The following is a 17,834-nucleotide window of genomic DNA, read 5'->3' on the forward strand; positions in this document are numbered from 1 at the left end:
GGCGACCGACTAGGGCTTGGCGTCCTCCGGCGTCGCCGGCGGCTGCACCGCGAACGGGTCACGAAGCTGGCGCATCGCCTCGGCCCCGGCCTCGGCAACCTGGCCGGCGTCCTCGACGGACTCGGCGGCGGGGCCGTCCGCTGCCCGGAACAAACTCGCGTGGTCGTGATTCGTTGTCATCAAAGGTCCTCGTTGCGTGGTTTCGCTGGAGTTCGACCCACCGGCGTGCGATCGCCGTGCATGTGCTGGTGGCGCCGGGTGGCTTGGCCGTGGTCGTCGCGCTGCTACTGACAGCGTCGTCGCGGTGCGAGGTGGCGGGAGCTCTCCCCTGCGCACCATCTTCGTCGGCCGACCGTACTCATTGTGACAGACGATGAGCGAACGGGTGGGCCGGCACGGCGATCAGGGCTTTATCCAGGCCAAACAGGAGATGCGCACCGATGGTAGCGTTTCGCGCACTTAGGGTCCCGCAGCGCGCGAAAGGGTGCCGCGATGAGCACTGGGCTCGAGGCCACGCTCGCCCGCACGGCCGGGCGGGTCGTCAGTTCGCTGGTCCACGGCGCCCGCGCTGAGGTGCGCGTCCGCCGGCTGCGTGACTGCGCCCGTCCGCTCATCGCCCAGGAGACCGCCACCGGCCTGCTGGACGAACTGTCCTCCGGCGAGGCCGCCGCCGTGGCCGGCTACCTCGCCTCTCCGGACTTCGAGCAGGTCGCCCTCCAGGTGGTGATCGCCCGGATGCCCGGTCGCGCCAGTGTCCGGGAGGAGCACCTGTCGGCCGCTCGCGAGCAGATCCGGCACGGACTGCGCCTGGCCGCCGCCGTGCCCGGCGAACGCCTGCTCGGCCTGACCGACGTGGTGCTCGACGCCCTGCTGGCCGCCGCCGGCCCGCACGTGACCGCAGGGACCGCGCCGCCCGAAGTGTTGGTCGCCGAAGGCCACGTCGCCGCCGCGGGGGCGCGCAACGGTGTGCTCCTCGGCCGGTTGACCGGGCTGGGTCGCACGCACGCCGAAGTGGCACGGCTCAGGTCGCAGGTCGCCCACCTGCACGCCGACATGCGGATGCCGCACAACGGCAAGGTGCGCAGCGTGTCGTGGGACCGGCTCCACGTCGCTCCGGCGTTGCACCTCGACTCGCGTGAGGCGGCCACGGTCGGGTTCGACGAGCTGACCGAACCCGGGCAGCGCCATGTGATTCTCGGCGATCCAGGAGCGGGCAAGTCGACGCTCGCCGCGAAGCTGGCGTACGACCTCGCCGCCGACAACGACGGCACGGTCGTGCCGCTGCTCGTCGTGCTCCGTCACTTCTCGGCCGCACTGCAGGCCGGCGAACGGACGCTGGCCGAGCACCTGATCGCGGTGGGCAAGGACCCGTACAACATCGTCCTCACCCCCGACATGGTCGACTACCTGCTGATGAACGGCCGCGCGGTGGTCATCCTGGACGGCCTGGACGAGCTCACCGACGTCGCCCTTCGGCGGCGCGTGAGCGACCTGGTCAAGGGCTTCGCGCTGCTCCACCCGCTGGTCCCGGTCGTCGTGACCTCGCGGCGGGTCGGCTACGCGGAGGCCGGTCTCGATCCCGAACTGTTCCGCACCTGTGCGCTCGCGCCGTTCGACACCGAGCGGGTCGCGGCCTATGTGCGGCGGTGGTTCCAGCTCGACGACGGTTCCGCACCCGCCGAACGGGACCGGTTGGCGACCGCCTTCCTGACCGAGAGCGAGTCGATCGAGGATCTGCGCAGCAGCCCGCTCCTGCTCAGCGTGCTGTGCGCGATGTACGCCGCGGACCACTTCATCCCGCGCAACCGGGGCCAGGTCTACGAGCGATGCGCGTTGATGGTCTTCGAGCAATGGGACCAGCTCCGCGGCATCTCACGCGCGCTCGGGTTCGAGGGCCGCGTCCGATCGGCCGTCCAGGAGTTGGCCTGGACGCTGCTCACCGAGCACCCCTCTCCGGAACAGCCCCGCCACCGGATCAAGCGGATCCTCGAACAGCACCTGATCGGCAAAGGCTTCGACGAGGACCAGGCGGCAGCCGTGGCCGTGGAGTTCCTCGACTACTGCTCCGGCCGCGCCTGGATCCTGGCTGAGATCGGCTCGACCAGCACCGAACCGATCTTCGGCTTCGCGCATCGGACCTTCCTCGAATACTTCGCGGCCGAACACCTGGTCCGCCGGTCGGGCACGCCGGAGCAGGTGTGGGAGCGACTGGCCCCGCAGGTGCGCGCCAACCAGTGGGAGGTGGTCGCGCAGCTCGCGCTGCAACTGATCGACCGGAACGTGGACGACGGCGGTGACGCGTTGCTCCGCCTCGCACTGCACGACGCCCAGCGGGCCTCGGAGAGCGAGCGGGCCGCTCTCATCGCCTTCTGCGCACGTTCGCTGGGCGATGTCTGTGTGTCTCCGGAGGTGGTGCGGCGGATCGTCGAGGCGGCGGTGGACTGGGCGTGCGCCCTGGGCGAGGCGGACCGCTTTCAGGCGATGCCACTCTCGGACTGGTTCGCCGTACTCACTGCCGCGGACGGCCCGCTCTACGCCGTCCTGTACCGGAGCCTGCCTGGGAACCTGCCATTCGTCCGCCGCTCGCTCGCCGAAGCGTTCGGGGTGCGGCTGGATGGGGGCGACGACATCGCGGCCTTCCTGGTCTCGAACCTCAGCCGATGCCTCCTGACCGAGGACGAGACACGTCGGGCGCTCTGGTCCGGACTCCAGCACGAACTGGAGGAGCGGCACAGGCCCGCGTACGACCGGTGGCGGCGACGCCGGCCGTGGGCGTGGCTCCGCGACGACGACGCTGCGGCCGCCGTGCTTGCGGGGCATGGTGTCCTGCCTTTCTATGTCGCTGACCTGGCGCTCTCGGGATCGGGCTACCCCTGGGTCGTCGCACTGCTCGTCAACAACCTCGCGGTCCCGGCCGACGATCCGCGCCCCTTGACGGAGGCCGCCCATCTCTTGCGCGACCAGTTGCTGCGCCAGCCGACGCCGTGGCTGCCGTGGATCGAACCCAACTACTCCTTCACCGTCGAACGCATCGACCAGGAACCGATGCCAACCGCCGGCGAGGATCTCGCCACCCGGCTGGTGCTGTTCCTGCCCTACGTCGAGTACGGGATCGTCTGGTTGACGTCCCAGACCTCTCTCGTCGATCTACTGGCGCGTAGCCGCGACGGCGAAGCGTTTGCGCGTCAGGGGCTCGAGCGTGAGCTGACCGAACGCGCGATCCCGCGGCACGTCTCCACGTTCCTCATGCGGTGGGCGGACCGGAAAGTGGACCTCGTGGGTGGGCCAAGCGGTGAGGTTCTACGCTCGGCGCGGTGAAGAACCGGTACGGGAACCTGGAGCGGGTTCGCGCCCTCGATCCGGTCCGCGACCACGCCGAGATCTACCGGATGATGGTGCGCTTCGAGTTTCCGTGGGACCTCAAGCTCGCGCTCAACCTGGCCTTCAACCGCACGTTCTCGATGCCGACCGTCGCGGCGATCCTGGTCGGCACCGGTGAGCTGACCGAACGCACCCGGCGGCGCGTCGACGACACCGGACTGCTGATGTTCGAGATCGTGTTGCACGGCTTCGACCACCCGCGAAGCCGGGACGCGATCCGCCGGATGAACCAGCTTCACCGGCCGCACCGGGACGTCCCGGCCGAGGAGTTCGTCTACGTCCTCGCCTGCCTGACCATCGTCCCGCTGCGCTGGCTCGACCATTATGGCTGGCGGCGGCCCTGCTGCCACGAGCGCGAGGCCAGCTATCGCTTCTACCGCGAGCTCGGCGAGCTCATGAACGTCGCGGGCATCCCTGACTCGCTGGCGTCGCTGGAGCTATGGTTCGACGACTACGACCGCGAGCACCTGCGGCCCGACGCGCACGCGGCCACGATCGAGCGGGCCACCCGCACGCTCCTGCTCACGCGGCTCCCCCGTGCGTTGTCCCCGCTGGGCGACGCGCTGGTCAGCGCCCTCTACGACGAGCGGCTGCGGGCCGCGACCGGGGTGCCCGCTCCCGCCTGGCCGGTCCGCGCCGGCCTGCACGTGGGCCTGCGTACCCGCGCGGCGATCCTGCGTCACCTCGGCCGGCCGCGGGCCGTCGGGATGTTCGAGGGCGGCATTCGCACGAAGTCCTATCCCGACGGGTACGAGATCAGCCGGCTCGGACCAGAAGCACGGTAGCGGTGACCCGGGTGCGGTCGTCGTAGCCGCCGGTGACCAGGACCGAGCCGTCCGGCAGTGGCGCCGCCGCGGGGTACTGCCGTTCCACCGTGCCCCGTGCCGCCGCGCTGAACCGGCCGTCCGCGTACACCTCGACTCCGTAACCGCCCGCGACCGCGAGCCGGCCGTCCGGCAGGGCGACCACCGCGTCCGAGATCTTGTATCGGGGCTCGGCCATCGGCGCCGCCGGCGTGAACCGGCCGCCGCGCGGGTCGAAGAGGAGGGTCGTGGCCAGCCGGGCCTCGGCGTCGTCCGCCGTCTGTCCACCGATGACCAGTGCCCGGCCGTCCGGCAGCGGCGTCGCGGTGTGCGCGGCGCGGGCCACCCGCATGGTCGTGGAGTCCGGCAGGGGTGGATCACCGGCGCAGCCGGCCAACACGAGGGCCACGAGCACGATCGGGACATGCCTCATGCGGCTGACGAGTCCTGCGGATGTAGTCAGGTTCACACCGGCCCGCTTTCAGGCGATTCTCACCGACCCGCGCTAGGTTGCATGGCATGGACGAGAACCGTGCCCGCCGGGTGGTCGACGCCCTACGCGATCGGGGTGTTCCGGCACACATGGCCCAGGCCAGCGCCGGCCGTTCGGAGACCGGCGTCCGCGTCGTGCTGCCCGGTGACCGTGAGGCGCTCTGGGACACCGACGGCACCGCCGGGCTGGAGGCGCAGGTGATGCGCGACGGCATGCTGGTCGGGTTCGTGCCGAGGATTCCGGGCTCTGAGGACTTCACCGAGGCCCAGGTGATCGACGCGATCGCCAACACCGACTACGACCAGCCGGTCGCCCGCCGGGCCACCCAGCCGGTGCCGGCAGCGCCGGCGCTGCCGCGCGAGGGCGGGTTCTTCCGCCGCATGCGCGACGGCTTCCGCGAGCGCTGATAATCGCGGGTGCCCACCGTGATCCGCTGGCAGACTGAGCGGTCATGAGACGCGACACGCCACGCCCGGAGCGGGCGCGCCGGGAGACGCCGCGCCGGATGGTCGCGTCGAACAAGAAGGCCCGCCACGAGTACGAGATCCTCAAGACCTACGAGGCCGGGCTCGTGCTGCTCGGCACCGAGGTCAAGTCGCTGCGGCTCGGGCACGCCTCGCTGAACGAGGCGTTCGCCCAGGAACGCGACGGCGAACTGCACCTCTACGGCCTGCACATCGCGGAATACGGGCTGCGCGGCTGGTCGGCGCACGGGCCGCGGCGGATCCGCAAGCTGCTCCTGCACCGGTCCGAGATCCACCGCATCCTCGACAAGATCCGCGAGCCGGGGCTGACCCTGGTGCCGCTGGCGCTCTATTTCGACAACGGCTGGGCGAAGGTGGAGCTGGGCATCGCCAAGGGCCGCCGCGAGTACGACAAGCGCCAGGTCCTGGCCCAACGCGACGCCGACCGGGAGATCGCCCGCGCCATGGGCCGCGCGCTGAAGGGACGTCCCGCCGGGTGATCGGGCTCTCGTTGTAACGACAGACAGGTCTGTCTAGTGTGAGAGGCGCACTAGACAGACCTGTCTATCCAGGGAGCCGCCGTGAGCACGTCCGTCCTGACCGATCGGCCGGCAACCCCCACGGGTCGCTTCCGCCTCGGCCGCACCCCGTCGCTGGTGCTGCTGGCCTCGATCGTCGTGTCGCTGCTCGCCGCGTCCAGCGCGCCGACCCCGCTCTACGCGACCTACCAGGCCGAGTGGGGCTTCTCGCCGATGACCACCACGGTCGTGTTCGGCGTGTACGCCGTCGCCGTCCTGCTCTCCCTCCTCGTCTTCGGCCGCCTCTCCGACCACGTCGGCCGGCGGCCGGTCCTGCTCGTGGCGCTGCTGGTGCAGGCGGCCGCGCTGGTGGTGTTCGCGTTCGCCGGCGGCGTACCCGAGCTGCTCGCCGCCCGGGTCGTCCAGGGCCTGGCCACCGGCGCGGCGCTGGCCGCGCTCGGCGCCGGGATGCTCGACATCGACCGGGCGCGCGGCACGTTCGCCAACGCGGTCGCGCCCGGCATCGGCACCGGCGGCGGCGCCCTGCTCTCCGCCCTGGTCGTGCAGTTCCTGCCGGCACCGACCCACCTGATCTACCTGGCGCTGCTCGGTGTGCTCGCCGTCCAGGCGGCCGGCGTCGCGCTGATGCCCGAGACGGTCACCCGCGCGCCCGGCGCCCGGCACTCCCTGATCCCCGAGGTCAAGCTGCCCCGCAACGTCCGCGGTCCGATCGCGATCGCCGCACCGGTGCTGTTCGCGGTGTGGGCCCTCGCCGGCTTCTACGCGTCACTCGGCCCGGCCCTGGTCCGCGGCCTGGCCGGCTCCACGTCCGCGGTCTACGGCGGCCTCGGCCTGTTCGTGCTGGCGGCCGTGGCCGCCCTGACCGTGCTGGCGGTCGACAAGCGCCCGGCCAGGACCGCACTCGCGATCGGCATCATCGGCCTGATCGCCGGCGTCACGGGTTCCCTGTTCGCGATCTCCGCCGGATCGACCGTGGCCTTCCTGATCGCGACCGGCGTGGCCGGCATCGGCTTCGGCAGCGGCTTCCAGGGCGCGATCCGGATCGTGGTCCCGCTGGTCGCCGCGCACGAGCGGGCCGGCGTGCTCGCCCTCCTGTACGTGGTGTCCTACCTGGGCCTCGGCGTGCCGGCCGTGATCGCCGGCTACCTGGTGGTGCACGCCGGCGGCCTGCTCGACACCGCCCGGGAGTACGGCATCGCGGTGATCGTCCTGGCCGCACTCGCGGGTGTGGCGTTGCTGCGGCGGCAGGCACCCCGGGTCCAGCCGGCCGGTTGAACGTACGATGACGACGGTTTGGTGAAAGGCGGTGAGTGAGATGGCAGCGGTGACCAACGCGCGGCCCTCGGCCCGGGAGCGGCTGCTGGCCTCGGCCGACGAGCTGTTCTACCGCGAGGGCGTGCACGTGGTCGGCATCGACCGGGTGATCGAACACGCCGGCGTCGCCAAGGCCACGCTCTACAACACGTTCGGCAGCAAGGATGAGCTGATCCGGGCTTACCTGCAGGGCCGGCACGCGGCGATCGACAAGCGGGTCACCGAAGGCCTCAACGCGTACGCCACGCCCCGCGAGAAGATCGTCGGCGTCTTCGACATCCAGGGCGGCCGGTTCACCAACCCCGAGTACCGCGGCTGCCCGTTCGTCTCGGCCACTGCGGAAGCCATGCCGGGCGCGGCCTCGGTCTCCGCGGCCGACGACTACCGGGCCTGGGTCCGCGACCTGTTCACGGACCTGTCCCGCCAGGCCGGCGCCACCGACCCGGAGTCCCTGGGCCAACAGCTCCAGATCATCTACGACGGGATCGCGGTCGGCATGCGGATGGACCGCGACCGGACGGAGAGCCTCGCCGCCGGCCTCACCCTCGTCCGCAACCTCCTCGCCGCGACGCTGGACCAGGGCTAGGGCGTGCCGGTCCAGCGCAGCCAGGTGTACGGGCGGGGCTGCGGCGCGTTCCACTCCGCCTGAAGCTCGGGCGCGACGTCGGCGAAACCCGCGGCCCGGTAGGTGGCCAGGGCGGCCGCGTTGTCCGGGCGTACCCGCAGGAACACGTCGTCGAACCCGGCCCGGGCCGCCAGCGCGCGGGTCAGCGCCTTCCCGACGCCCCGGCCCCGCTCCCCCGGCGCCACCAGCAGGCGGGCCAGCTCGGCCTCGTCCTCCTCGTCGTCGGACCAGACCTCGCCGTAGCCGACCGCGCGACCGGCGTCGAGCAGCAGGTAGGCGGCGACGTCGTCCTGTGTGGACCAGCCGGCGACCACCTCGGCGGGGAACGGGTGCTCGGCGCGCGAGCACCACAGGTCGGCCTCGTCCGCCGACCTGACCCACCCGGCGACCAGCGCGGCCCGGTCGACGGTGAACGGAACCAGAGCGAACGTCATGATGCCGTAGAGGGTAGTAGCCGCGCCTGGCAGCGAGACCGATACTCAGCACATGGGCCCGTGGATCTCGATGATCTCCGCGCTCGCCGGGCTGCTCGTCGGCGGCGCCGTCAGTTACGTGACCAGCCGTGCGCAACTGCGCGTCCAGGCCGAGCACGAGTACGACCGCAGCCTCCGTGACCTGCGGTTGCCGCACTATCAACGGCTGTTCCATCTCACCGAGCGCATTCCGCGGCAGTGGCTGTCGTCGAGCGTTCCGGACCAGGCCAGGCTGCGCGACATCCGGGAGACTTTCCACAGCTGGTACTTCAGCGAGCAGGCCGGCGGCCTGTTCCTGTCCCAGGCCGCCCGGGACGCCTACTTCGCACTCCAGAACGCGCTTCAAGAGACGGCCGACCGGACGACCGCCGCGTTGACCGACGACGACTCGGTGACCTTGCGCGCGAAGGCCAGCGCGCTGCGGCACCAACTGTCCGCCGACCTGGGCGTCGCCCAGCAACCCCGCCACTCGTGGATCACGCCCAGGAGCGTGCCGGCGCCCTAGGGGGTGTCTAGGCTGGCCGGGTGAGTGACGACGACCCCTGGCAGCTACGGCGCTTTGTCGAGGCGCAGGACGGCACCTATGAGCGCGCGGCGGCTGAGCTTCGTGAGGGCAGCAAGCGCAGCCACTGGATGTGGTTCGTGTTCCCGCAGATCGCCGGCCTCGGGCGAAGCTCGATGGCGCAGGCGTACGCGATCTCCGGGCTCGACGAGGCCCGCGCCTACCTGGGCCACCCGGTGCTCGGCCCCCGGCTGCGCGAGTGCGCCGGCATCCTGGTCGACGGCGCGGAGAGCGACGAGGTCCGCATCTTCGGCCCTGTCGACGCGCTCAAGCTGCGCTCGTCGATGACGCTGTTCGCCCACGCGGCGCCGGGCGAACCGGTGTTCCGCGGCGTCCTCGACCGCTTCTACGACGGGGCCGAGGACGACGCGACGCTCGCGCGGCTGCACTAAGCCGACAGAGCAGCGCCCACGACGCCGCGGGCCTCCTCCTGGATGCGGGCCAGGTGATCAGGGCCCTTGAAGGACTCCGCGTAGATCTTGTAGACGTCCTCGGTGCCCGACGGGCGGGCGGCGAACCAGCCGTTCTCCGTGGCGACCTTGAGGCCACCGATCGCCGCGCCGTTGCCCGGGGCCGCGGTCAGGATCTCCGTGATCGGCTCGCCGGCCAGGCTGGTCGCGGTCACCTGCGACGGCGACAGCTTGCCCAGCACCGCCTTCTGCTCACGCGTCGCGGGCGCGTCGACCCGGGCGTACGCCGGGCTGCCGAAACGGGCGACCAGGTCGGCGTGGTGTTGCGACGGCGTGCGCCCGGTGCGGGCGATGATCTCCGAGGCGAGCAGGTTGAGGATGATGCCGTCCTTGTCGGTGGTCCACACGCCACCGTCGCGGCGCAGGAACGACGCCCCGGCGCTCTCTTCGCCGCCGAAGCCGACCGAGCCGTCGAGCAGGCCCGGCACGAACCACTTGAAGCCGACCGGCACCTCGAGCAGCGTGCGGCCGAGGTCGGCGGCGACGCGGTCGATCAGCGACGACGAGACCAGCGTCTTGCCGATCGCGGCGTCGGCCGGCCAGCCCTCGCGGTTGCGGAACAGGTAGTCGATCGCGACGGCCAGGTAGTGGTTCGGGTTCATCAGGCCCGCGTCCGGCGTGACGATGCCGTGCCGGTCGGCGTCGGCGTCGTTGCCCGTGGCCACCTGGTACTGGTCGCGCTTGGCGATCAGGGACGCCATCGCGTACGGCGAGGAGCAGTCCATTCGGATCTTGCCGTCCCAGTCGAGCGTCATGAACGCGAACCGGGGGTCGACGGCCGGGTTGACCACGGTCAGGTCGAGCCCGTGCTTCTCGGCGATCTCCGCCCAGTAGGCGACGCTGGCCCCGCCCAGCGGGTCGGCGCCGATCCGCACGCCGGCGTCGCGGATCGCCACGAGGTCGACCACCGACGGCAGGTCATCCACATAGGACGCGGTGAAGTCGAACTCCTGGGTGGTCTCCGCCGCACGCGCCCGGCCGTACGACATCCGGCGCACCCCGGCCAGCTTCGCGCGCAGCAGCTCGTTGGCGCGGTCCTGGATCCAGCCCGTCGCGTCGGTGTCGGCGGGGCCGCCGTTCGGCGGGTTGTACTTGAAGCCGCCGTCGTCGGGCGGGTTGTGTGAGGGGGTGACCACCACGCCGTCGGCGCGACCGGCCGGGCCGCGCTTGTTGTAGGTGAGGATCGCGTGCGAGACGGCCGGCGTCGGGGTGAACCCGTCGCGGCTGTCGATCAGCACGGTCACCCCGTTGGCGGCGAACACCTCCAGCGCCGTCTCGGTCGCCGGCGCGGAGAGCGCGTGCGTGTCGCGGCCGAGGAACAGCGGGCCGGTGATGCCCTGCTCCGCCCGGTATTCGACGATCGCCTGGCTGGTGGCCGCGATGTGGTCGTCGTTGAACGCCCGCTTCAGGCTCGAACCCCGGTGGCCCGAGGTGCCGAACGCGACCCGCTCCGCCGGTACCGACGGGTCGGGGTGCTCGTCGTGGTAGGCGGCGAGGACGGCGCCGACGTCGATCAGATCACCGGGCTCAGCCGGCTGCCCGGCGCGGGGGTTGTTGGACACGTCCCGCATCGTAACGCCGGTCCCGCGGACCGGCCGGGAACTACTGGCCGACCCGGCCGTCGACGGACTCACGCAGAAGGTCGGCGTGTCCCATGTGTCGCGCGTACTCCTCGATCATGTGGATGAGGATCGAGCGCAGGTTCTCGCCGCCCTTGCCGACGAGCTCCAGGTCGGACGCCGTTACGAACTCCTCGGCGAAGGCCACCTCGGCACGCCATGCCCGCCAGGCCTCGTCGACCATCGCCTGGTCGGGCTCGACGTCCCACTCGGTCCGGCCCTCGGCGCGGAACAGCCTGGGCACGTCCTGGCCGTCGAAGTAGATGCGGAACCAGTACTGCTCGACCCCGGCCAGGTGCCTGACCAGCCCGAGCAGCGACATGGCCGACGGCGCCACCGAGCGCGTGGCGAGCTGGGCGGCGTCGAGGCCGGCGCACTTGAGCTCCAGCGTCAGTCGGTAGTCGCGCAGGTAGCCGACGAGGTTGTCGCGCTCCGAGACCCACCCGGTGTCCGAGCGGGGATCGTCGTCCGGACTGACGAACATGCCATTGAAGCCGACCTGACCTTGTGCCATGCCGGGCAGGCTACCCCCCGTATGGCACCGTGATCGGTGTGCGGGTGATGACGTGGAACCTGTGGTGGCGGTTCGGGGACCCGGAGCGGCGGCGTGCGGCGATCCTGTCGGTGCTTCGTGAGCAGCAGCCGGACCTGGTCGGGCTCCAGGAGGTCTGGGCCGACGACGACGAGAACCTGGCGGAGTGGCTGGCCGACGCGCTCGGTCTGCACTGGGCCTTCGGCACCGGCAGCGACCAGGAGACCTGGCGGGTCCGCGTCGACGGCGGCCCCGGCCTGCGCAACGGCGTCGCGGTGCTCAGCCGCTGGCCGATCAGCACCGAGAAGGCGTACGACCTGCCCGGCGACCCGAGCCGGTCCGCGCTGAGCGTGCTGGTCGACGCTCCACAGGGGACGATTCCGTTGGTCACCACCCACCTGAGCGTGCTGTCCGGCTCGGGCGGCCGCTCGGCTCAGCTCGACTGGCTCGCCCGGCACGTGGCCGGCCTGCCGCACGACGGCCACCCGCCGCTGGTGGTCGGCGACCTCAACGCGATGCCGGACTCCGACGAGCTGCGCCGCTTCGCCGGCGTGCTGACCGTCGGCTTCGTGCCCGACCAGGTGCTGCTCGACGCCTGGTGGTTCGCCGACCCGGGCGACCCGGGCTTCACCTGGGACCGGGCCAACCCGCACGCGGCGGCCTGGGTCGCGCCCAGCGGCCGGATCGACTACATCCACGTGCTCCAGAGCGCCCACCGGGCGGGTCGGGTGCTCGGCGTGCACCGTGCCGGCACCACCGCCGTCGACGGCGTCTGGCCCACCGACCACGCCGCGGTGGTGGCCGACCTGAGCGACTAGCTCTGGACAAGAAAGTCCTCCTTGACAAATAAAGTTGTCGGTGACACCGTTGGAGGCATGCAGGAAGTCGCAGTGATCGAGGACGCCGCCGTCGCGGAGGTCTCGCTCGATCCGATCCGGGCCCGGATGCTCGCGGAGCTGGCCGAGCCACACACCGCGACCAGCCTGGCAGCGCGGCTCGGGCTGCCTCGGCAGAAGGTCAACTACCACGTCAAGACCCTGGAGCAGCACGGTCTCGTCGAACTGGTCCAGGAGCGGCGCAAGGGCAACATGACCGAGCGGGTGATGCGGGCCTCCGCCGCCGCCTACGTGATCTCGCCGGCCGCGCTCGCCGCGGTCGCCCCCGATCCGGCCCGGTCCCCCGATCGCCTGTCCGCGCGCTGGTTGCTCGCGCTCGCCGCGCGGCTCGTGCGGGAGACGGGGGCGCTCATCAACGGGGCGGCGCGGGCCGGCAAGCCACTGGCCACCTTCGGGCTCGATGCCGAGGTGCGGTTCGCGAAGCCGGCCGACCGTGCCGCGTTCGTGGGTGAGCTCACGGACGCCCTAGCCGGAATTATCAGCAAATATCACACCGAATCTGGTCGGCCACACCGCGTCATCGTCGCGGTGCACCCGAGCATCACCGAAGACGCCGACCCACCAGCCAAGGAGCAGCAGTCATGACGCACCCGTTCGAGGTACGCGAAGAGTTCACCGTCGACGCCACGCCGGACCAGGTCTGGGAGGCGATCACGTCGGGGGCGGCGGTCGACTCCTGGCTCATGGGGCGCACCGAGGTCGACAGCGCCAGCAAGAGCGCGACGTTCGAGATGTTCGGGCACACCTCCCGCTCCAGCATCACGGCCTGGGAGCCCGGCCGGCACTTCGCGACGCAGGAGGACAAGAACCCGGACGGCACGTTCATGGCCATGGAGTGGCTCATCGAGTCGCGCGACGGCGGCGGCGCGGTGGTGCGCTTCGTCCACAGTGGCCTGCTCGGCGACGACTGGGAAGCGGAATACAACGGCCTGTCGATCGGCGACCGCGCGTACATGACGAAGCTCGCCGTCTATCTGAAGCACTTCGCTCCCCGCACCGCGACGAAGTCGGTCTTCCTGCCGGGGCCGATCACCAAGGACTCGTGGGCGGCCATGACGGCCGCGGTCGGCGCCGGCGCGGACGCCGCGAACGGCCAGCCGGCCCGGCTCGACGTGCCCGGGATCGCGCCGGTCGACGGGACGGTGGAGTTCGTGATCTCGCCGAGCTTCGTGGGCATGCGCACCGACGACGCGATCTACACGCTGATCCACGGCTACAACGACATGGTCTTCGCGACCGCGCACTACTTCGACGACCGCGACCGGTCGACCGAGACCGAGGCGTGGCAGAACTGGCTGAGCAGCCTCGCCACGGCCGACTAGGGACGCTGGAAGTCGAAGTGCTCCTTGCCCACCACGACGGGGTTGGTCAGTTCGCCGACTCCGTCGATGGTGATGGTGACGACGTCGTCAGGGCGCAGCGTGAAGTCCATCGCGGGGGCCAGGCCGGTGCCGGTCGACAGGACGGCACCGTCCGGGAAGTTGTCGGCCCGGAACAGATAGTCGACGAGCTCCGCGTACGGGCGCTTGAGCCGGGCGGTCGACGTCGCGCCGGACCAGACCGCCACGCCTTCCCGGGTGACCCGCACGGACACGGTCAGGTCGCTGCCGTCGACCTCCCACGCCGGGCGGATGCCGGCCGACAGGGCGCACGCACCCGCGTACACCTTGGCCTGTGGCAGGTAGAGGGGGTTCTCCCCCTCGATCGACCGGGAGCTCATGTCGTTCGAGACCAGGTAGCCGGCGACCTCGCCGAACCGGTTGATCACCAGGGCCAGCTCCGGCTCCGGCACGTCGAGGCCGGAGTCGGCGCGGATAGCCACCGGCTCGCCGTCGACGACCACGCGCCAGGCAGCGGACTTGAAGAACAGCTCGGGGCGGGCGGCGTCGTAGACGCGGCCGTAGATGTCGGCCTCGCTGCTCTCCTCCATCCGCGCCTCGCGCGAACGCAGGTAGGTCACACCGGCCGCCCAGACCTCGGTGCCACCGTCGACCGGCGCGAGCAGCCGGGCGTCGTCGACCACGTCACCGGGCGCGGCGACCAGGTCGCGAATGTCGGCGACCGACTCGTGGAGCAGCGCGGCGACGGACGGCGCGGTCAGCTCGCGGACGACCCCGTCGACGCGAACGCCGACGCGCGCGGTGGCATCGTGTTCGCGGCGGTACCGGACAATGTGCATGACCGGCAGCGTACGGCTAGCCGGCGCCGACCGCCTCTGCCGAAATCTCCCACAATCGGGCGGCGTTGGCCGGGTCGACGGCGTACGGCGCGACGCCGGCCGCGGTGCCCGGCTGGTGCAGCCCCGCTTCGTGACAGTCCTCGAAGTACCGTCCGGACTCGCCCGCCAGCACGGGTGCGGTCGCCACGTAGGCCGAGGTCGCGGCGCCCTGCTCCGGCGACTTCCAGCCCGGGCCCGACGCGGCGCGGGCGTCCATCTCGGAGAGCTCCGCGTCCGACAGATGGTGCTGGAGGTGGCCGCGCACCCCACCCGGGTTGACCGCGTTGACAGTGACCCCGTCGTGCGCCCAGCGCCGCGCCGCCTCGACCGCGAACAGCACGTTGGCGGTCTTCGACTGGTCGTACGCGGTCGTCGGGTCGTACGTCCGGTGCTCGAAGTTGATGTCGTCGAAGTCGACCGGCGCGCGCAGATGCGATGCCGAGGTGACCGCGACGACCCGCCCACCGTCGTCGGTCTCGCCGAGCGCCGGATGCAGCGCGACGCTCAACGCGAAATGACCGAGGTGGTTGGTCGCGAACTGAAGCTCCCAGCCCTGCGACGTGTGTGCCTCGGGGGTACGCATGACACCGGCGTTGTTGACCAGAATGTGCAGCGGCCCGGTCCAGCGGTTGGCGAACGCCCGGACCGAGCCAAGATCGGAGAGGTCGAGCAACTCCCAACGCAGTCCCGCCGCGCGGCCCTGCGCGGGATCCCGCACCGCGACGGTGACCTGCGCGCCCGCGGCGGCAAGCGCCTTCGCGGTCGCCAGCCCGATCCCGGAGCCACCGCCGGTGACCACGGCCCGCTGTCCGGTGAGGTCGACATCCGCCACCACCTCGGCGGCGGTGGAGTCCGCGCCGAATGCCATACCTGGCACTTCCCCGGATCCGATGGTCGAAACGGTCAGGACTCGGGTGGGTCGATCACGGCCATTCCCCACGCGGCCCGGAACTCCGAGACGCGCCGCCACGCGAGGGCCCAGCTCGCGGCCATCTCGGCGCGGGCCCGGGCCAGCGTCTCGACGCCGGTGCCGGTCTCGACCCGCTCTCGCTCGTCGCTGCCCGCGGTGCCCAGGAAGGTGGCCACGGTCGCGAGGTGGTAGAGCGACGTCGCGTGCGCCTGAAGCAACGCCGTGGCCGCCGGGTCGTCTATGTCCTTCGGCAGGTTGGCGATCTCGGCAACGTTGTCGAGCGTGCGAGTGTCGGCCCAGTCCGTGATGGCGACGACCTGCCGCCAGTCATTCTGCGCCCGCGCCGCCGTGCGCAGCGCGTGCAGTTGGGCTCGCGCCTGCTCTGTGCAGACCCGGCGGGCCAGGTCGCCGATCTCGTCCTTGCCCGTCCGGTCGCGGGCGGCGACCGTCGCACGGACCACGCGCACGACGTCGCGAGGCAGCCCACCGGCGAGCGCGTGGCACAGCACGGTCACCCCGCGCGGCAGGTCGATGACCCGTCTGGCGAGCATCGTGACCGTCGCGTCGTAGCTCAGCGGCTCCAGCCGGAGCATCTCGTCGAACGCGGTGTCGAACACGTCGCGGGTGGGCAGGCCGCGCTGGGCGAACCCGGCGAGCGCCTCCTCCGACACTGACACCAGGAAGTAGCAGCCGGGCACGTGCGCCTCGAAGATCGCCTTGATGTCGTTCATGAACCGCACCGCAGCCTCGGGCGTCAGCTTGTCCAGTTCGTCGATCCCGATCACCACGGCCGCACCGTCCCGGGTCAGCGATGCGACATACGCGTGGAAGGCGGCGACGATCTCCGGATAGGTCAGTGGGACCCGGGCCATGCTCTCGCCACCGCTGACGGTGTGCTCGACGGCGACCGGGGTCTTCGGGATCGCGCCGATCTTGACCGCGTCGACCCAGCCGGTGGTGATGGTCTGCTGGTAGCGGATCCGGCGTAGCTGGGCCCGCGCCCGCTCAGCGAGCGGTTCGGGCGGCCGTGGTTCCGCCTCGAACCCGGCGTGCCAGCGCCGCCGTGCGGTCTCGAACCCGAAGCACCCGGCCAGGAACACCGGGCCCCACAGGAACCCAGTATCAGGTGAGGTGTTCCAGGCCTGCGCCGCGGTCACCGCCAGCCCACCGATCAACGCCGCGACGGTCGCACTGGTCAGGCCCGCGTCCAGGGGCTGACCCGACCGAAGCGGCAGCGAATGCCGCCTCAGCACCGCTCGCATCCATGCGAGGGCGGCTGCCACGACGAAGACCACGACGGCGAGCTGGTCGCCGGCCGTCACCGTGCCGGTCATCACCACGCCCGCGGTCAGGAGCCCCAGGCTGCCGAGGACCCCCGCGCCGGCGGCGTGCGGCAACGCGACTGGCTCCTCGTCGATCACGGCGAGAGCGACCAGCGCCGGCAGGCCCAGGACAGCGAGCCCCAGGTAGGTGTCGGAGCGAGGGTTTCCGATGATCAACCACGCGGCGCCGGTGATGGCGAGACCGAGCGCCGCCAGGGCGACGACGATCCACATCACACGGCGATCGGCCTGCCGCCCCACCTGTTCCAGCGGCGAGCGGTATGTGCCCGTCTTGACCCGCAGGTCGGCGGCGCTGACCACCAGGTACGGTCCCAGCGCCCAGAGCGCCGCGACGACTGCCATCGCGGAGCCGGCGCCGGCCACCGTCGCGGGCGCCGACCGCACCGCTGCGACACCGGTGGCCACGAGGGCGACTCCGGCGGCCGCGGCCAGGATGGCACCGAAGAGGGGGATCTCGGACGTGAAGGTCGAGCCCCGCCGTGGTTCGTCCGGTTCCTCCGCCTGCGGATCGACCCGTAGGCAGAGCGAGGCGAACAGGTGCAGGAGGAAGTCCCGGGGCACGTACTCGACGGGAGCCGGAACGAACACCCCATGGGTCCTGTGGCGTTTGGCGAGCCAACCCGGTCCACATGCCGATCTGATCAACGTGGACTTGCCAATGCCGCGCGGCCCGGAGATACCGATCGCGCCGCCGCCGATCTGGTTCATCAGTAGGCGGAGCCGCACGAAGGACCCGGTGGCGAGCTCGTGCTCCGGTGCCGACATCTGGCGCAGGCCGGACGTGTCGGCGGCCTCGAACCGCGGCCGGTAACGCAGCTCGTGGTCCCGCTCGAGCGCGACGTTGATCCACTCGCGCATGGCCGGCAGGACAGCGCGCTCCAACAGCGACTTGACCAGAGCGTTCCGGGCCGTTACGCGGGCAGAGGGCGGCGAGCGCATCGCCAACAGATCTTCTAGATCTTGCAGATCGACTGCGTCGGGTGTGACGGGGGAGGTCGCCTCATAGGCCTCGGCCTCCGCGACGACGAGGCTACGCATGTCCGTCCAACCGGCGCGGACGTGCTCGGTCAGCTCGGCTTCGAGGGCTGTCCGTCGGTCGGCTCGGCCCACGGCCAGCCGGGTCAGCGCGCTCACGATCTCGCTGCTGGCCGTAGCGCGCGTGACGGCCGCCTCGAACACTTTGTCATCCACT

Annotated in this window: 19 protein-coding genes; 11 read left to right on the top strand and 8 right to left on the bottom strand. The window is 71.4% G+C overall.

The features are described 5' to 3' along the window. Window positions 1-9 precede the first annotated feature (9 nt). A complete protein-coding gene (locus BLV39_RS43165) occupies window positions 10-180 on the bottom strand; it encodes a hypothetical protein (RefSeq protein ID WP_176985110.1) in 171 nt (56 codons plus the stop codon). Window positions 181-492: 312 nt separating this feature from the next. Here BLV39_RS43165 and BLV39_RS28060 point away from each other — a divergent pair, with 312 nt between their 5' ends. Continuing rightward, window positions 493-3,318: an NACHT domain-containing protein gene (locus tag BLV39_RS28060; RefSeq protein WP_090799327.1), complete on the top strand. Its 2,826-nt coding sequence runs from the start codon at window positions 493-495 to the stop codon at window positions 3,316-3,318. Next, a complete protein-coding gene (locus BLV39_RS28065) occupies window positions 3,315-4,166 on the top strand; it encodes an oxygenase MpaB family protein (protein WP_090799330.1) in 852 nt (283 codons plus the stop codon). The genes BLV39_RS28060 and BLV39_RS28065 overlap by 4 nt, the downstream gene beginning before the upstream one ends. Here the strand turns inward: BLV39_RS28065 and BLV39_RS28070 are convergent. Beyond that, window positions 4,138-4,617, bottom strand: a complete 480-nt coding sequence (locus tag BLV39_RS28070) for a Kelch repeat-containing protein (RefSeq protein ID WP_090799333.1) — start codon at window positions 4,615-4,617, stop codon at window positions 4,138-4,140. The genes BLV39_RS28065 and BLV39_RS28070 overlap by 29 nt on opposite strands. 86 nt (window positions 4,618-4,703) lie before the next feature. Between BLV39_RS28070 and BLV39_RS28075 the strand changes: the two genes are divergently transcribed. From BLV39_RS28075 to BLV39_RS44840, 4 genes are all read left to right on the top strand, one after another. Beyond that, window positions 4,704-5,084, top strand: coding sequence for a hypothetical protein (locus BLV39_RS28075; protein ID WP_090799335.1), 381 nt, complete (start codon window positions 4,704-4,706; stop codon window positions 5,082-5,084). Between the two features lie 44 nt (window positions 5,085-5,128). Then, window positions 5,129-5,641 carry an SsrA-binding protein SmpB gene (gene smpB, locus BLV39_RS28080; protein ID WP_090799338.1) on the top strand — a complete coding sequence of 171 codons (513 nt, stop codon included), beginning with the start codon at window positions 5,129-5,131 and terminating at the stop codon, window positions 5,639-5,641. 81 nt (window positions 5,642-5,722) lie between these two features. Continuing rightward, entirely contained in the window at window positions 5,723-6,955 is a 1,233-nt protein-coding gene (locus BLV39_RS28085) for an MFS transporter (RefSeq protein WP_204082604.1), read from the top strand. A 40-nt stretch (window positions 6,956-6,995) separates the two neighbouring features. Then, window positions 6,996-7,580 (top strand): TetR/AcrR family transcriptional regulator, encoded by a 585-nt coding sequence (locus tag BLV39_RS44840; protein WP_090799341.1) that lies wholly within the window; start codon window positions 6,996-6,998, stop codon window positions 7,578-7,580. Here the strand turns inward: BLV39_RS44840 and BLV39_RS28095 are convergent. Then, window positions 7,577-8,053: a GNAT family N-acetyltransferase gene (locus tag BLV39_RS28095; protein WP_090799344.1), complete on the bottom strand. Its 477-nt coding sequence runs from the start codon at window positions 8,051-8,053 to the stop codon at window positions 7,577-7,579. The genes BLV39_RS44840 and BLV39_RS28095 overlap by 4 nt on opposite strands. Before the next feature lie 52 nt (window positions 8,054-8,105). On the opposite strand from BLV39_RS28095, the gene BLV39_RS28100 reads away from it, so the two are divergent. Together BLV39_RS28100 and BLV39_RS28105 are read left to right on the top strand one after the other, a co-directional pair. Beyond that, the gene (locus BLV39_RS28100; protein WP_090799347.1) at window positions 8,106-8,597 is read left to right on the top strand and encodes a hypothetical protein; all 492 of its coding nucleotides are present in this window, start codon (window positions 8,106-8,108) and stop codon (window positions 8,595-8,597) included. A gap of 20 nt (window positions 8,598-8,617) precedes the next feature. Then, the gene (locus BLV39_RS28105) at window positions 8,618-9,046 is read left to right on the top strand and encodes a DUF1810 domain-containing protein (RefSeq protein WP_090799350.1); all 429 of its coding nucleotides are present in this window, start codon (window positions 8,618-8,620) and stop codon (window positions 9,044-9,046) included. Here BLV39_RS28105 and pgm read toward each other — a convergent pair. After that, window positions 9,043-10,695, bottom strand: a complete 1,653-nt coding sequence (pgm, locus tag BLV39_RS28110) for a phosphoglucomutase (alpha-D-glucose-1,6-bisphosphate-dependent) (protein WP_090799352.1) — start codon at window positions 10,693-10,695, stop codon at window positions 9,043-9,045. The genes BLV39_RS28105 and pgm overlap by 4 nt on opposite strands. A 31-nt stretch (window positions 10,696-10,726) precedes the next feature. Next, the gene (locus BLV39_RS28115) at window positions 10,727-11,257 is read right to left on the bottom strand and encodes a DinB family protein (protein ID WP_204082603.1); all 531 of its coding nucleotides are present in this window, start codon (window positions 11,255-11,257) and stop codon (window positions 10,727-10,729) included. 47 nt (window positions 11,258-11,304) lie between these two features. On the opposite strand from BLV39_RS28115, the gene BLV39_RS28120 reads away from it, so the two are divergent. The 3 genes from BLV39_RS28120 to BLV39_RS28130 are packed head-to-tail and all read left to right on the top strand — an operon-like array spanning window position 11,305 to window position 13,493. Then, window positions 11,305-12,093 (top strand): endonuclease/exonuclease/phosphatase family protein, encoded by a 789-nt coding sequence (locus BLV39_RS28120; RefSeq protein ID WP_176985192.1) that lies wholly within the window; start codon window positions 11,305-11,307, stop codon window positions 12,091-12,093. 57 nt (window positions 12,094-12,150) lie between these two features. Then, complete coding sequence (locus BLV39_RS28125; RefSeq protein WP_090799358.1) at window positions 12,151-12,756, top strand: winged helix-turn-helix domain-containing protein; 606 nt, start codon at window positions 12,151-12,153, stop codon at window positions 12,754-12,756. Then, window positions 12,753-13,493, top strand: a complete 741-nt coding sequence (locus BLV39_RS28130) for an SRPBCC family protein (protein WP_090799361.1) — start codon at window positions 12,753-12,755, stop codon at window positions 13,491-13,493. Before BLV39_RS28125 ends, BLV39_RS28130 begins: the two co-directional genes overlap by 4 nt. Here BLV39_RS28130 and BLV39_RS28135 read toward each other — a convergent pair. From BLV39_RS28135 to BLV39_RS28145, 3 genes are read right to left on the bottom strand one after another with little or no spacing between them, the layout of a single operon-like run. Then, window positions 13,490-14,350: a fumarylacetoacetate hydrolase family protein gene (locus tag BLV39_RS28135; RefSeq protein ID WP_090799364.1), complete on the bottom strand. Its 861-nt coding sequence runs from the start codon at window positions 14,348-14,350 to the stop codon at window positions 13,490-13,492. The two genes, BLV39_RS28130 and BLV39_RS28135, sit on opposite strands and share 4 nt — an antisense overlap. Before the next feature lie 16 nt (window positions 14,351-14,366). Beyond that, a complete protein-coding gene (locus BLV39_RS28140; protein WP_090799369.1) occupies window positions 14,367-15,257 on the bottom strand; it encodes an SDR family NAD(P)-dependent oxidoreductase in 891 nt (296 codons plus the stop codon). 35 nt (window positions 15,258-15,292) lie between these two features. After that, window positions 15,293-17,833, bottom strand: coding sequence for a hypothetical protein (locus BLV39_RS28145; protein ID WP_090799372.1), 2,541 nt, complete (start codon window positions 17,831-17,833; stop codon window positions 15,293-15,295). Window position 17,834: the final 1 nt, after the last annotated feature.

It is taken from the genome of Asanoa ishikariensis, assembly GCF_900107455.1.
Taxonomy (GTDB): Bacteria; Actinomycetota; Actinomycetes; order Mycobacteriales; family Micromonosporaceae; genus Asanoa; species Asanoa ishikariensis.

Excerpts from the sequence above, each read along its gene's own strand:
- BLV39_RS43165 (WP_176985110.1), bottom strand. The coding sequence starts at position 180 with ATGACAACGAATCACGACCACGCGAGTTTGTTCCGGGCAGCGGACGGC.
- BLV39_RS28060 (WP_090799327.1), top strand. The coding sequence starts at position 493 with ATGAGCACTGGGCTCGAGGCCACGCTCGCCCGCACGGCCGGGCGGGTC.
- BLV39_RS28070 (WP_090799333.1), bottom strand. The coding sequence starts at position 4,617 with ATGAGGCATGTCCCGATCGTGCTCGTGGCCCTCGTGTTGGCCGGCTGC.
- BLV39_RS28075 (WP_090799335.1), top strand. The coding sequence starts at position 4,704 with ATGGACGAGAACCGTGCCCGCCGGGTGGTCGACGCCCTACGCGATCGG.
- smpB (WP_090799338.1), top strand. The coding sequence starts at position 5,129 with ATGAGACGCGACACGCCACGCCCGGAGCGGGCGCGCCGGGAGACGCCG.
- BLV39_RS44840 (WP_090799341.1), top strand. The coding sequence starts at position 6,996 with ATGGCAGCGGTGACCAACGCGCGGCCCTCGGCCCGGGAGCGGCTGCTG.
- BLV39_RS28095 (WP_090799344.1), bottom strand. The coding sequence starts at position 8,053 with ATGACGTTCGCTCTGGTTCCGTTCACCGTCGACCGGGCCGCGCTGGTC.
- BLV39_RS28100 (WP_090799347.1), top strand. The coding sequence starts at position 8,106 with ATGGGCCCGTGGATCTCGATGATCTCCGCGCTCGCCGGGCTGCTCGTC.
- pgm (WP_090799352.1), bottom strand. The coding sequence starts at position 10,695 with ATGCGGGACGTGTCCAACAACCCCCGCGCCGGGCAGCCGGCTGAGCCC.
- BLV39_RS28115 (WP_204082603.1), bottom strand. The coding sequence starts at position 11,257 with ATGGCACAAGGTCAGGTCGGCTTCAATGGCATGTTCGTCAGTCCGGAC.
- BLV39_RS28120 (WP_176985192.1), top strand. The coding sequence starts at position 11,305 with ATGACGTGGAACCTGTGGTGGCGGTTCGGGGACCCGGAGCGGCGGCGT.
- BLV39_RS28125 (WP_090799358.1), top strand. The coding sequence starts at position 12,151 with ATGCAGGAAGTCGCAGTGATCGAGGACGCCGCCGTCGCGGAGGTCTCG.
- BLV39_RS28130 (WP_090799361.1), top strand. The coding sequence starts at position 12,753 with ATGACGCACCCGTTCGAGGTACGCGAAGAGTTCACCGTCGACGCCACG.
- BLV39_RS28135 (WP_090799364.1), bottom strand. The coding sequence starts at position 14,350 with ATGCACATTGTCCGGTACCGCCGCGAACACGATGCCACCGCGCGCGTC.
- BLV39_RS28140 (WP_090799369.1), bottom strand. The coding sequence starts at position 15,257 with ATGGCATTCGGCGCGGACTCCACCGCCGCCGAGGTGGTGGCGGATGTC.